The sequence below is a fragment of the Rhodopirellula sp. UBA1907 genome (assembly GCF_002337565.1).
GTDB classification, from domain to species: domain Bacteria; phylum Planctomycetota; class Planctomycetia; order Pirellulales; family Pirellulaceae; genus Rhodopirellula; species Rhodopirellula europaea.
In genome coordinates this window covers 153211-166928 of record NZ_DDGH01000089.1, presented here as the reverse complement: position 1 = coordinate 166928, position 13718 = coordinate 153211, and the positions used below count along the sequence as shown (strand labels likewise).

The following is a 13718-nucleotide window of genomic DNA, read 5'->3' as shown; positions in this document are numbered from 1 at the left end:
CCGCCATACCAGGGATCGGACGGGTCCTTGGTTCCTTCGCCGTACTGAATCCCCGTCACAAACTCCTTGGCACGTTTCAAGATTTCGTTGTACTGGCCGGTCTTGTTCGCTTCGGCCAAGCACACCATCGCGACGCAGGTTTCATAGTTCTTCAGCCGACCGTTGCCGTAGATGCCGCCGTCCGGTTTGACGTAACCCTCCAGTGCTTTGAGCCCCTCCGCGACCATTGGATCGTCGATGGGTTGGCCGTTGCGCAGTGCCGACGTGATCGCCAGTGCCGTCACGCCTGGACCGACTCGATCCGAAAACGTTCCTTGTTCGGATTGCCCTTCTTTGGCCAGAAATGCGAGCCCCTTGTCGACGATCTGCTGGCGAAGCTGCTCCGTTTCGCTGATCGGTTTCGCATTTGTCGTTTCAGCTTCTTGGCCATAAGCAGGCAAACTGATGATCGCTGCCGCACAGGTTGTGACAAAAATCCGGCGACCAAGGCGGAATTTCCGGCGAGCGGGTGTTGGTCCGGAAGGGTTGGAATCCCAATGCATCTGTGTTTCTCAAGGAAGTAGGGAAAGAAAAGCGTTCTATCTCCATGCATTGCTTCACAAAGCAACCAATGTGCCAGCGACCATCCCAAAACAATTCTCCATTTTTCGCGGCGGATGCGGATTGAGTTCGCAACTGGTCGGTAGAAGGCTTTTCGCCCGCAGTCTCTCGTTTCGTTCCTCAGGTATTTCGAATGCTCCGCATCCCACACGTTCGTTCCAAGGTCTTGTTGGTGGCGGGAGCCACCTTGATCGTCGGCCCCGGTTGCTCACCCAACATCCAAGCCCAGCCGCCGGGATTCGGTCCTGGTGGCCCCGGGGGGCCGAACCAACAAGATCAAGAACTCGTTGAGAAATTTGACTCCGACGACAACGGCTGGCTGAACGATGCGGAGCGTGCCGAAGCTCGCGAATTTCTTGCTGCGAATCCGACGCAGCGTGGCTTTGGTGGGCCCGGTGGTCCTCGCGACGGCGGCGAAGGCCGTGGGCGCGGTGAGGGTCGTGGACCAGGCGAAGGTCGAGATCGGGACGGAGGTCGCGGGGGCGATTTTGGTCCTCCGCCAGGCTTCGGCCCCGGCCCCGGATTTGGACCTCCCGACGGTGGTGGACCACCCCGTGGTGATGAAGGAGTACGTGGCCGCGGCCAACGTGGCGGTGGGCCTCCCGGAATGAATCGCGATCGTCCCGAACCAACTCCGGGACAAACCATCACCAAAGAATCCGTCACTCCACTTCAAGGTGACTTGTACGATCCCCAAATCGTCCGCACCGTTTTTCTGGACTTCAGCAATGACGACTGGGAACAAGAAATGGAAACCTTCCACAGCACCGACGTGGAAGTGCCGGCGACCATCACCATCGACGGAAGATCCTATCCCAACTGCGGCATCAGCTTCCGCGGTGCCTCGTCCTACGGCATGGTCCCAAGTGGTTACAAACGATCGCTGAATATCTCAGTCGACATGGCCAACGAAGACCAACGCATTGGTGGCTACAAAACGTTGAACCTGCTCAACGGAGCCAGCGACGATTCGATGATGAGCACCGTGCTGTATTCGCACATCGCCAACCAACACATTCCTGCACCACGAGCCAACTTCGTTCGCGTTGTCATCAACGGCGAAGACTGGGGTGTGTACACCAACGTTGAACAATTCAACAAGGACTTCGTCAAACGAAACTTCGGCAGTGGCAAAGGTGCACGTTGGAAAGTCAGCGGCTCACCACGTGGTGGCGGCGGCTTGGAGTATCACGGCGAAGACTTGGACGACTACCGTCATCCCTTCGAGCAAAAATCCGGCAACGACAAAGACCTCCAACGATTGGTCGACCTCTGCCGCGTGCTGGAAGAAACCCCTTCGGATGAGTTGCCCGCGGCATTGGAACCGATTGTCGACGTTGACAATTTGCTCTGGTTCCTCGCACTGGACAACACCCTGATCAACTCGGACGGCTATTGGATCCGAGCGAGTGACTACAGCATCGTGCTGGACAAAGACAACGTGTTCCACTTCGTTCCTCACGACATGAACGAAGCCTTCCGTGCAGCGGGTGGACCTGGCGGTCCTGGCGGCCGCGGTGGGCCAGGCGGACGAGGTGGTCGTGGACGCGGCGGGCCAGGTGGCTTTGGTGGCCCCGGAGGATTCGGCGGCCCAGATGATTTCGGTGGCCCGAGAGGATTCGATGGCCCCCGTCGATTCGCCGGTCCCGATCAAAACGGTCCCCGCGGTGGAAATGGCCCTGGACCTGAATCAACGGCATCACCGCTCGGCCTCGATCCGCTGATCGGATTGGAAGATCCCACCAAACCACTTCGCAGCAAAGTGCTGGCGGTTCCGAAATACCGGGATGCCTACCTCGCCAATGTTCGTCAACTCGCGGAGCACTCGCTGAACTGGGAAAACCTCGGACCGTTTGTTCAATCGCAAGCCAAATTGATCGAACCACTCTTGAAAGTGGACACGCGAAAGCTGGGAACGTTTGAGTCATTTCAATCGATGACCAGCGACACACAGGTGTCCGACCACGCAGAAGAACCACGCCGCGGACACGGTGCGATGAACCTGAAGGCCTTCGCGGATGGTCGTCGCGAATTCCTGCTGAAGTAGCACCTAGATTCCATTGCACCAATGCCTCGCGGAAGCCACTGTTGCAACCGCGAGGCGTTGCGATCAGACATCAATTTCCAGTATCCAATCACGTCATGAACGACAAACGAATCGAACTGAAGTACCAACTGGATTCATGCTTGGCATCGGAAGTCAAACAATGGGCTCGCGAACACTTGGAGGTCGATCCAAACTGCGAATCCGGAGACAGCTACGACGTCAACAGCTTGTACCTCGACACGCCCCAATTGGACCTGTTCCATCAAACTGGAAGTATCGGGCGTCGCAAGTATCGGGTTCGACGCTATGGCTGTGAGTCGAAACTTTGGTTGGAAAGCAAATCAAAGAAGAAGAACGAAGTTCAAAAGACTCGTTGCGTCGGATCAGAAGACGAAGTGATGAACACGCTGTTCGAATTGGGTCGCTCGACTGCCGAGAACCGTGGTACGGCCGCGACAAAACCATTGTTTGGCGACTGGTTCCGCAAACAAGCGATCAAGAAACAACTCCAACCGACCACTCAAATTCACTATCGCCGGTTCGCTCGAATGGGATCCGAACTTGGCCAAAACATGCGTTTGACCATCGATAGCCAACTGCACGCCAGTCCGGCGACGGGTTGGAACGTGGCATCTGAAACGACCGATTCCGATCGAACTCAACGAGTGAAAGCGACCGGCCTGGAAATTTTGGAATTGAAGTTTGATCGGTTCATGCCTCATCGTTTCAAAGAACTGCTTCGTGAGTTTCCCATTCCAGTGACCGGGTTCTCAAAATACCGAGCCGCCGTTCGTTGTTGGAACCTGCATCAACCTGTTCCCGTGTTCGATTCCGCGATCGAATTGCCGCCGGAATGGACCTGGAACACGGAGAGTCTGTCGTATGCCTGAGTGGCTCAATCAAGTCTCCACGGAAGTGGATGCCGACCTGCCGACGCTCGCCACCCGACTCGCACTGGCGTGGCTGTGTGGTTGGGTTGTGGCGATGATCGCTCGCATCAAATCGCCGTCCGACTCCGCTGACCAACTCACGTTGACGTTGGTTCTCATGAGCGTCTTGATCGCGATGGCGACTCAGATCATCGGCGACAACATTGCCCGCGCTTTCAGCTTGGTCGGCGCACTTTCAATCGTTCGTTTCCGAGCCGCGGTGTCGTCCACCCGCGACGTAGCATTTGTGCTCGCGGCGGTGGTCGTTGGGATGGCAATCGGAGCCGGTCAATACTGGGTGTCGTTCCTGGGCTTGATCACGCTTGCTTGGGCAACCCAGTTCAATGGCGGACGCCCCTCGTCAAAGGCTGAGAAACCCTCGCTGCTGACCGGAAAGACATGGCGTCTGACCATGAAAGTCGGGCTGCATTCAGTCGGTGGCTGGGAGTCCGAACTGAAGCGGCTCACCAAAAGCTACGAGATCGTTTCTGCGGAAACCGCTCGTCGAGGCGGCTCGCTGGAACTCGTCTACCGCTATCAACCACAAGACGACACCGACGCCAGCCAACTGATCGCCGCCCTGAACGCGATCCCAACGGTCGAATCGATCGCCACCAAACCCATTTGATCGACACCAGGCAAACTTCAAGGGACCTGTAGCGACTCGATTGGAAACACCGCCATCTCAGCACTGTTCTGGTTGGCGCGGCGACCGCCATTGTTGGAATACCCAACATGCAGCTTGCCATCGTGTTCCAAGGCACACGGGTAAGACAAACTCAAACTTGCGGCAGATTCACCCGCTGCGTTCCCGTTCATGGATCGCCGAATGACGAACACCTTGGCAAACACATTTTCGCCGGGACGCGAAACGGCAATCGTCAGTGGCGAACGCTTGCCTCCGTTCGCTGCCGCCGTCGTACAAACCAAATACCTTTGGCCGTTGCTCAAAACACCTGCCGCCGGTTTGGACGTCGCCATTGGCAGGTTGCTGACTCTTGATGGCGCCCAAGTCTGACCATAGTCGTCACTTTTCGCAACCAGTGCTTTCGCGTCACCACCGTAGCGAGCGACGTTGAAGACGGTCGAACCATCCACCCACAAACTGGATTCGCCCCACATGCGATGAATGAAAGAGTCCACCGGAATCTTCACGCAATCCCACCGTGTAAAGTCATTTCCATGGCTGATCGCGACCGCAGCCGGAAACACCTCGTCACCTGAATAGCGTTTCCCAAGAAAGCCTGGCATGATCCAGTTGCCATCATCCATTCGAACAGGTTGATTCATCGGCCAGAATCCATTTTCGATGATCACGCCAAGCGGTTTCCATTCCCCAGTGGAATCGTTCAACCGGTAGGCTCGCGTGTGAATGTCATCCATCTTTCCGTAGTAAGCACCTTGGAATGCCCACAAGGTTTCGTCATGGGAGAGGAACACGCCGTGGCTGACGGCCAAGTTTTCTTCGTCCCCAGCGTCAATGACTTGTAGCGGCCCCCAAGTCTTTCCTTCATCGTCGCTGACGCGTAACTGAGCTTCTTCGGTCACCGTGTTCTCATCCCCTTTGTTGTGACCGATCGAAGCAAACAACTTCCCCTTGTGCCACGCAAGTGAGACGCCATGCAAGAAGGTGTATCCATCGCGGGGCTTGTCCCATTTTTTGATGACGTGAAAATCGACGTTCGCGACTTCGGGCAAATCATCGGCTCGGCCCAGTGATACGTTCTCATCCCACAGCGGGAACGGCTGAGGAGGAACCGGAACATCATGAACTGAATCGACGGGATGATAGGACGCGGCCACTTCTTCGGGCGTCAATGCACTTGGAAGAAGCTGAACTTCGTCGATCGCGCCATTCCAGGTTTGTCGAATGTTTCCATCGTCGTTCACTCCACCCAAAGTCAGCGGCGCGTCGGTGGATTGCACGGGTCGATCCAGCTTCAATGATCCCGCCCGTTCACCGTTGACGTACAACTCCGCAGACTCAGGTTTCATGACCATGCAGAGTTGATACCAGTGGCCGAGTTCAGGTTCCGGCCCAGAGATGGTTCGCCATCCATTTCGGAACACATAAAGGCTGAATTGGCGATTACCATCCAGCATCAGCGACCATTCGCGTTCGCCCAAGGAATAGCGATTCTTGGCCGCGATGATTTGTTGACCTGCATTCAAACGGTAGGGATTCACCCAAACAACGAGCGAATACTGCCCCGATTTCAAAACGTCGCGCGCGTCTTGTGGCTCCAGCAGCGTTTGCCCGTTGAAAAACCAACTCTCACCCTCGATCCCGGCACACAACTCCGCTTTGCCGTGCGTTGCAACAACGTTCGCTCGCGCCGAATCAGCCGACCAGCGGACGGGTTCGCTCGCGATTGCCAGAACAGGAACCGAGACAAACAGACTCAACAAAATGGTTCGGATCATCAAAAGGGGATGCAGCAACGAGAGACTGAAATGATCAACCGCGAAAGCTCCAACATGGACCGCGACAACGAGCGCACAATCATAACCCGATGCGTCAGCGAGGAAGGGAGTAACGTCCATTCCCTCGCTCACCGGCGTCTTGGTTTTGTTGTAGGTTGGCCACTCTTGGCCGGCACCCACAACTCTGACGGGCAAGAGTGCCCATCCTACATGCGTTGAGAACCTCTTGTGAGAACCGAAACCGATGACTGTTTCTGACGCTTTGAAGCGATCGAGCGATCCATGTCACGCAAGCGCGGCAAGCTGATCAAACATTCAGTTCATCGATGAAGCATACGGCGTTCTGCACGCCCGATTCCGATCGAATCTGTTTGCCAAGTTGGTCCGCTCTACCTTCCATCTCACGATCATCCATCGTTTGAGAGATGGCCTGGGCAAGCCGTTCGGGCGTGAGCTTTCGTTGCGGGATCGGTTGGGGGCCAACTCCGAGCTCATGAACCACTCGGCCCCAAAACGGTTGGTCACCAAAGAAGGGACAAATGATCGTGCGTCGACCGGCGCGAAGCCCGGCGGCCGTGGTTCCGCAACCGCCATGGTGAATCACCGCGGAGACTTGAGGGAACAACCAATCGTGTGGAACCGCATCAATGGAAAGCATCGTCTCCGGCAGATCGAACTCCCGCAGGTCCATTCCGCCCCAACCTGGAGCCAAGATGGCACGTTGCCCGGACAAGCGAACCGCTTCGATGACACGTTCGGCCGTCGCGCGTGGATCGCGTCCGAAGATGCTTCCGAAACCAACGTAGATGGGTGGTGGGCCTTGCTGAAGAAACTCCACCAGCGATCGATCCGGCTCAAACTCCTTTGCAGCATCCAGGAACCAATACCCAGTCACCGTCGCGTGCTCAGGCCAATCGCTTGGTCTCGGAATCACCGCGGGACTGTAAGCATGCAACGCGGCGACGGGTCTGCCATCGGCATGACGAAAATACGGCGGACGCTTCTTTGACATTCCTAGCGACCGCCGCCACTTGCCCACAAACCGACCTCCACTCCGCCGAGTGATGAATTCGATGACGCGATAAGTCGCGAGGTTGTACCAGCGACCCAACGGCAACCTTGGAAACCCAAACGCAGGCGACTCCCCCGTGGGCACATACAGCGGCAAATAAAACGCGAGGGCACAACGACAACCGAGGCGTTCTGCAAAATCTTCGGCGCCGATGGCCTTCTTATGGAACAGAATCAAATCCGGTTGAAAGGACTCGGCCGCCGCCCACATCTCGTTGACCTGACGATGCATCATGCCAGTCAGTTTCGGCATCAATCGAACTCCCGTCCGAACGGCCTGAAACAAATTGGTGGTTGTTTCCATCGCCACCCGACCATCCTCCGATTCCATAAAATCGCGAATGTCGTTGTTCAGCGGAGCGTAGTCGATCCCATGCGAACGGATGAAGTCTTCGAAGATCTGGCAGGTGCAAATTTGCACTTCGTGCCCCGCCGCCTTCAGTCCAACGGCCAAAGCAACGTACGGCTGCACGTCGCCTCGCGTCCCCACCGTCAACACCAGAATCCGCATTCAAAATTCCAACAAGGTGTCACGTAACTGCTTCGTCAAAACAGGCAACTTCAGATCGTGTTCACTCGATCACTGAACGAACGGTTCCCCGATCAATTCGTTCCATTTCTCTCGCTGCTCAGGTGTCAATATCTCCAGGATTTTCTCGACGGTATAGCGGGTCCCTTCCGAATTCCACATGTCGTGCGGTGGCCCATTGAATCCTGACGGCCCTTTCATACCGGGCGGGCCACCAAATTCAGGTGGACCATTCATCTCAGGAGGTCGCCCGAATTCAGGACGCCGTCCGCCACGGGAACCATTCCCATCGGGCGAACGGTCACCATCAAATCGCCCTCGCATTCCAAACTCGAACCCATCTGGTCCTGGACCACGTCGGCCATTTTCGCGATCGCGGGGACCTCGATCGCCGTCTCCTCCACCGCGGCGTGATGGACGTGTTTCTTCGATGATTTGATCGATCCTCGCTCGTTGTTCGCGAGTCAGTTCGAGAGCCGCGACGACTTCAGAGGATTTGAACGTGAACGGCAATCGACGCTGACGAGCGATCTGTTGCAACCGTTCGATTTGCTCAGGGCTCAGTTGCTGCTTCAAGAACGAATCGAACGATTCCAACAGCGCTGTCATGTCTGCGTTTTCAATGGACAGGTTGCCTGGGTTTTCGTTCGCCAAGGAATGCCGTTCGGATTGAAGCATTTTGACGGCATCGGTGATCGCGTCCGCCTTTTCACGATCGATCTGCAATTCCTTTTGAACGCTCTCTTCCAAGAGCTGCAACAACGGTCCAATGTTCTCGAGCAACTGCAGTTCCTCGACCATGGCTTCCACACGGGCGGAGGTCTTCGCCAGTTCGCTTTTCAAAGCCGGATCGTCAGCACGCAGCTCCAAGAAGTCACGGTAAAACGACAAGGATGTCTCGAGGAAAGTCCGACGCAGATCCTGAAGCCCCGCTCGATAGGCCAATTCGCTTTCACTCAGCTCACTGAAAGCGTCGACAGCCGCACGAGCTTGCCGAAAGCTTTCCTCAGCCAATTCCCGTTGCTGTGTTTCGCGATCGAGAGCCAATTGGGTTTGCCGTTGTTCTCCCCAAACCAGCAACGCCGTCACCAACAAAGCGACCGAAGCGATCAACAACATTCCAAAGGCTGCCGCCACCAAACCACTGTTGCGGCGACGCCATTTGGCCAACCGTTCGAGTGCCGTCGGCGGTTTGGCCTGGATCGGTTTGTCATCCAACCAACATTGCAAATCGTCCGCGAGAGCCTTCATCGTCGCGTAGCGTTCAGACGGCTGCTTCGCGATGGCTTTGCGAACGATCGTGTCCAACTCAGTGGGTAAATCCGGTGCGATTGACATCGGCGATGGCGGGTCGACCTCAATCACCGCGTTGAGCAATTCGCGAAAACCTTCGCCTTCGATGGCCGGTCGCAGGGTTAGCAATTCGTAAAGCGTCACTCCAAACGAATAAACGTCGGTGCGATGATCCAAGATCATCCGGTTGCCGGACGCTTGTTCCGGCGAAGCATACCGCAACGTCCCCATCGGGTCGCCGGTCCGAGTCAGGTTGTTGGTGTCGGATTCAATGTGTGCCAAACCAAAATCGGTCACCCACACTTTGCCGGCACCGTCGATCAGCAAGTTCCCCGGTTTGATGTCTCGGTGGATGACGCCGTACTGATGCGCGTGCTCGATCGCGATCGCAGCTTCGTGTGCCATTCGAACGGCCGACTCGTAGTACCGTCGTCGTCCCATCGAGGTGCCCATCGACGTCGTGTTGTTCGAACGAGTCGTCGCCGCACCAACCGTATCACGCATCGGCCGGGTGTCGTTTGATTTCCCTTGCTTGGTTTCCTGACGCATCTCATCGATCACATCCGCCAGCGTGCGTCCCTCGATCATCTGCATCGCGTAGTAGTGCACTCCACGATCACTGCCGACGGCGTAGACAGGCACGATGTTGGTGTGGTGCAAAGCCGCCGCCGCATGCGCTTCGTTCCGGAAACGCTGCAATCGCACTTCGTCCAAACCGCTGGCAAACGGCAGGACTTTCAAGGCCACCTTGCGACCAAGAGAGAGCTGAACAGCCTCGTAGACTACGCCCATTCCTCCCCGGCCAAGCTCACCGACAATTTGAAAATCACCGATCGGTTTGGCAGTGAACTCCGCATCGGGCCCGACGGCGGTGGTGGAAGGTTCGGAGGGCGACCCAGCACCGTGCAGCATGGCCAAGCCTTCGAGCGCCGGACGCAGTTCTTCTTCGATGTTGGCATGACCAGCCAGAAAGTCTTCGACCGAGGGAGCCTTGCCATCTTCCAGCAATCGCATGTAATCCTTGACCGCAGCGACCACGCCGTTGTCATTGGTTTCATCGAAAGTGGCCATGTTTTCACCGTCGTTCATTGGATCGTCCGCTCTTCAGTCGGTCTCAATCACATCGGTCAACACTCGGCCGATGGATCGCTATCAGGTCATGATCGTTCTTAATTTCGCGAGCCCGCGGACCCACAGTTTTTCAACACTGTCGACGCTTTTGTCCATCGACTTCGCCACGTCCGCGAAAGACATCCCCTCCACGTGACGCAGAACGATGACCTCGCGATAGTGTTCCGGTAGAGATTCAAGTGCTTCGGCCAATTGCAGGAATGCTTCGTTGCGAGCGAAATGCTGACTCGGCGATGTCACGTCGGCAGCGATCTTCGATTGCAAAAATCCTGACGCGTTGACGAGACTGGCATTCAGATTTTGCTCCAATCGAGGGTCTCGCTTCTGAGTCCCCAAATACTTCCGCAAGTGCATCGCCAAAACGTTCGACAAAATGCCTCGCAACCAACCAGCAAATTCCTCCGGGGTTTGGCCTCGAAAATCCGCCATGTTTCCGTGAGCGGCGATGCAAACCTCTTGGGCCAAATCCGACGGGTCGGCTTTGCCCTGCAAGTGATGATGCAAACCCGAGCGAGCCAGGAACTTGACAAATTTTCGGTAACTATCGAGCAACTCCCCGAGGGCCTCTTGATCACCTGAGCGTGCATCAGCGATCAGCTTGACAATGCGGGTCTGCGTTTCATCTGGTTGGGATTGTTCGGTCATGATGTTCAAAATCAGCGGCACGAGAAGTTGCCGCATTTTGTGACAAAAACCGTCGCACCTTGGAACCAGTTGCGGTCATTGTTGAAAACCGCCATTCAATCCAGTGACTTTATCAGAGACCGTCTCGTCGTGGCGTGACGGCAGTGCGCTGGACCACTCGGAAAGCGGTCAAATCAGAGCAGGCCAAGCGATAGCAGCGACCCTGGGCTTTGGCGGCCAGAGCGAACTCGCAGAACGGCGATCGGTTCACACCAGCAAGATCAATCAGTGACCCGCTCGCGGGCAATTTGCAGAATCCGATTGAGCGAGTGGAGATCCTCGGCTGGGACATGCCCCAGCAACTCGCGATGCAACGATTGGATGGGCTCATCCAATTTGTCGAGCAAGGTGAGTCCTTCGTCGGTCAGCCCCACCAAAAAGACGCGGCGATCTTGATTGGATTGCTGCTTGTGGATCAATCCTCGATGGAGCAATTGGTCGACCACGCGAGTGATCGCAGGCGAAACCTGAATCATCCGATCAGCAACTTCCAGGCACGGCATCGGAACGCTCTCGCCTCGCATGATCCGCATCGCGTTGTATTGCGAGGGAGTCAGACCGAAGGTTCGCAGCAGACGAGCCAAACGGTTCTCAAGCAGATCGCTGGTCCGGAGAATTCCCAGCATGGCCTCTTGCTCGAGCGATTCGAACGGTCCTTTTTTCTTGAGCTCTTCGCGCAAAGAGGACGGCGTCATCAATCATTCCTTGGGGCAATCGTCGATAACGGCGCGCACTTTTACAGTCCACGCAGTCGAAATTGTTTCAGTGCCCCAATTGCTTCGTTCGCAAGAGATCAAAGCAACGTCAACAACATTGGTTATGAATCGGCGACATGCGTTCAAAATGCCAAAGATTCTCCCCTCGCTCGTTAGAATCGTTTTCCCCAACCAGGACTGGTTCCAGTGGTAACGACATTGCGGGAAAACGGTTCAGGTCATTCCGCATTCATTGTCCCGTCTCGCTGCCATTCCATGCGGTAGTTCGTCAGGCTGACGCCACGGCACTCCACCTGCTGACACTTGATCACACGAAACCCAACGGACTCGAAAAATGGTTTCGCCGTGATGCTGGCTTCAGTGGAAACGATTCGAATTCCTAATCGCTCAACCTGCCTGAGCAGTTCTTGCCACATCAATTTGGCAACACCGCGGCGCTGATGATCCGCGGATACGAACAATCGATCCAAATGCCCATCGTGGCTCATGTCGGCGAATCCAATCAGGCGAGCGTCTGATTCCACCACCACCGCAACACGCCCCTGAAATCGTTGAACCCAACGTTCCAGGTCCACCGTGTCCGGAGCCCACGCATTCAACTGTTCCAGTGAATAGTCACGACAATTCACCCGATGAACAGTGTCGCGAAACAATCGCCAGCAATCCATCGCATCATCAACATGAAATGGGCGCAGCTTCACGATCTGGCTTCCTCACCTGACAAAGCAGCAACCGAAATTTTCAGCCGTCCTTCCAAAACGGTGACTGCATCGCCCGTCAGATACACTCGATCCTTGTCGACCTCGCAACGAACCATTCCACCACGTCGGGAAGCTTGTTGTCCGACCAACGGATTGATTCCCAATCGCTTCGACCAATACGGTGCCAAGCAACAATGTGCGGAACCCGTCACGGGGTCTTCATCGATCCCGCTTTGCGGTGCAAAGAACCGTGAAACAAAATCGATCCCGTCACGATCGTCCTGTGCCGTTACGATGACACCGCGAACTGGAACATCCTTCAGTGCATGAAAGTTTGGCTGCAATTCCATTACAGCTCCGCGCGACTCCACCACCACCATCAGATCGAACCGAGTTTGGTAGACGGTCGCTTCGTTGATCCCCAAAGCGGACTTCAGAGCCGAAGACGCTTTTCCATCGTCAAACGGCGAGTAATCCGACGCAGGAAAATCGAGCGTGATGCCTCGATCGCTTCGAGAACAAACGAGTTCACCGCTCCGCGTTTGAAAGTTAATCTCCGCGTCTTTCTCGACCAGTTCTTGTTCCCACAAAACGTGAGCGGACGCCAATGTCGCGTGGCCGCACAAATCCACCTCAACATTCGGCGTGAACCATCTCAACCGAAAGGCGGAGCGGTAGGCTGTCGGAACAAGAAACGCCGTTTCCGACAAATTCATTTCTCCCGCCAGCTTTTGCATCCATTCGTCACTCGGGTACTCGGGCAAAATGCAAATCGCGGCCGGATTCCCGCCAAACGGCTTGCTGGTGAAGGCGTCCACCTGCCAAATTGAAATGTCGGCGTCTGACATAAACTCGTTATTCGTTGCGGATACTGGGTCAACCCATGTCATGAGGCAGCAGAACCACCCGAGGTTCACCGCCACCTGCGAATCAACTCGATTTCTGAGTACGATTCGGCAATGAACCATTCAGAAACAATCATTCGTCGTGTCGCCGACATTGTGAACCAACGCATGGCAGACCAACAGGCCGGCCATGGAATCGATCATGTCCGGCGAGTCCATCGAACCGCATGTGACATTCAACAGCAGATTGGCGGCGACCGCACGATCGTCGAACTGGCCGCACTATTGCACGACGTCGGCGATGCAAAATTCCATGATGGTAAGGAACGCAGCGCTGAGTTCTCTCGCGAAATCCTGGCCGGTGAAGGTATGGACCAGCCGACAATCGACCATGTCGCACACATCGTCGACAACCTCTCGTTTCGCAAACATGAAACGGCGGAAGAACTCTCAGCCGAAGGCAAGATTGTTCAGGATGCCGACCGACTCGACGCACTCGGTGCGATCGGAATTGTGCGAACGATCGAATACGGTGCGACGGTTGGGCAACCGTTCCACATCGCTGGAAACGACCCGAGCAACCTGAATGGCCCCAAAACCGGTGCCGGTCACTTTTATAAAAAGCTATTCCGACTCCGGGAGATGTTGCACACCGAACCTGCCCGCCAAATCGCTGCTGACCGAGAACAATTCATGAAAATGTTTCTGGATCAGTTCATGAGCGAAATGGCTGACTGAAATCGCAACG

General features: G+C 55.8%; 11 protein-coding genes and 1 pseudogene. 4 read left to right on the top strand and 8 right to left on the bottom strand.

The window, feature by feature from the left end; all coding sequences use genetic code 11:
* Nucleotides 1–542, bottom strand: a pseudogene (locus B2R17_RS19970) (hypothetical protein); the annotation flags it as partial.
* Nucleotides 543–733: 191 nt separating this feature from the next.
* Between B2R17_RS19970 and B2R17_RS19965 the strand changes: the two are divergent.
* The 3 genes from B2R17_RS19965 (at nt 734) to B2R17_RS19955 (ending at nt 4204) form a co-directional block, all read left to right on the top strand.
* On the top strand, nt 734–2647 hold the full coding sequence (locus B2R17_RS19965; RefSeq protein WP_286765350.1) for a CotH kinase family protein: 1914 nt from the start codon (nt 734–736) through the stop codon (nt 2645–2647).
* Between the two features lie 95 nt (nt 2648–2742).
* A complete protein-coding gene (locus B2R17_RS19960) occupies nt 2743–3537 on the top strand; it encodes a polyphosphate polymerase domain-containing protein (RefSeq protein WP_286765349.1) in 795 nt (264 codons plus the stop codon).
* Complete coding sequence (locus B2R17_RS19955) at nt 3530–4204, top strand: DUF4956 domain-containing protein (protein WP_286765348.1); 675 nt, start codon at nt 3530–3532, stop codon at nt 4202–4204. The genes B2R17_RS19960 and B2R17_RS19955 overlap by 8 nt, the downstream gene beginning before the upstream one ends.
* A 17-nt stretch (nt 4205–4221) precedes the next feature.
* Here B2R17_RS19955 and B2R17_RS19950 read toward each other — a convergent pair whose 3' ends face one another.
* The 7 genes from B2R17_RS19950 to B2R17_RS19920 form a co-directional block, all read right to left on the bottom strand.
* A complete protein-coding gene (locus tag B2R17_RS19950) occupies nt 4222–6195 on the bottom strand; it encodes a LamG-like jellyroll fold domain-containing protein (RefSeq protein ID WP_286765347.1) in 1974 nt (657 codons plus the stop codon).
* Between the two features lie 112 nt (nt 6196–6307).
* Nucleotides 6308–7582 (bottom strand): glycosyltransferase, encoded by a 1275-nt coding sequence (locus tag B2R17_RS19945; protein ID WP_286765346.1) that lies wholly within the window; start codon nt 7580–7582, stop codon nt 6308–6310.
* A 69-nt stretch (nt 7583–7651) separates the two neighbouring features.
* Entirely contained in the window at nt 7652–9982 is a 2331-nt protein-coding gene (locus B2R17_RS19940) for a serine/threonine-protein kinase (protein ID WP_339886601.1), read from the bottom strand.
* 63 nt (nt 9983–10045) lie between these two features.
* Nucleotides 10046–10669 (bottom strand): sigma-70 family RNA polymerase sigma factor, encoded by a 624-nt coding sequence (locus B2R17_RS19935; protein ID WP_236616165.1) that lies wholly within the window; start codon nt 10667–10669, stop codon nt 10046–10048.
* Between the two features lie 260 nt (nt 10670–10929).
* On the bottom strand, nt 10930–11388 hold the full coding sequence (locus tag B2R17_RS19930; protein ID WP_008671937.1) for a MarR family winged helix-turn-helix transcriptional regulator: 459 nt from the start codon (nt 11386–11388) through the stop codon (nt 10930–10932).
* 254 nt (nt 11389–11642) lie between these two features.
* On the bottom strand, nt 11643–12125 hold the full coding sequence (locus tag B2R17_RS19925; protein WP_286765344.1) for a GNAT family N-acetyltransferase: 483 nt from the start codon (nt 12123–12125) through the stop codon (nt 11643–11645).
* Complete coding sequence (locus tag B2R17_RS19920; protein ID WP_286765343.1) at nt 12122–12973, bottom strand: PhzF family phenazine biosynthesis protein; 852 nt, start codon at nt 12971–12973, stop codon at nt 12122–12124. The genes B2R17_RS19925 and B2R17_RS19920 overlap by 4 nt, the downstream gene beginning before the upstream one ends.
* Nucleotides 12974–13084: 111 nt before the next feature.
* Here B2R17_RS19920 and B2R17_RS19915 point away from each other — a divergent pair, with 111 nt between their 5' ends.
* The gene (locus B2R17_RS19915; protein WP_286765342.1) at nt 13085–13708 is read left to right on the top strand and encodes an HD domain-containing protein; all 624 of its coding nucleotides are present in this window, start codon (nt 13085–13087) and stop codon (nt 13706–13708) included.
* Nucleotides 13709–13718: the final 10 nt, after the last annotated feature.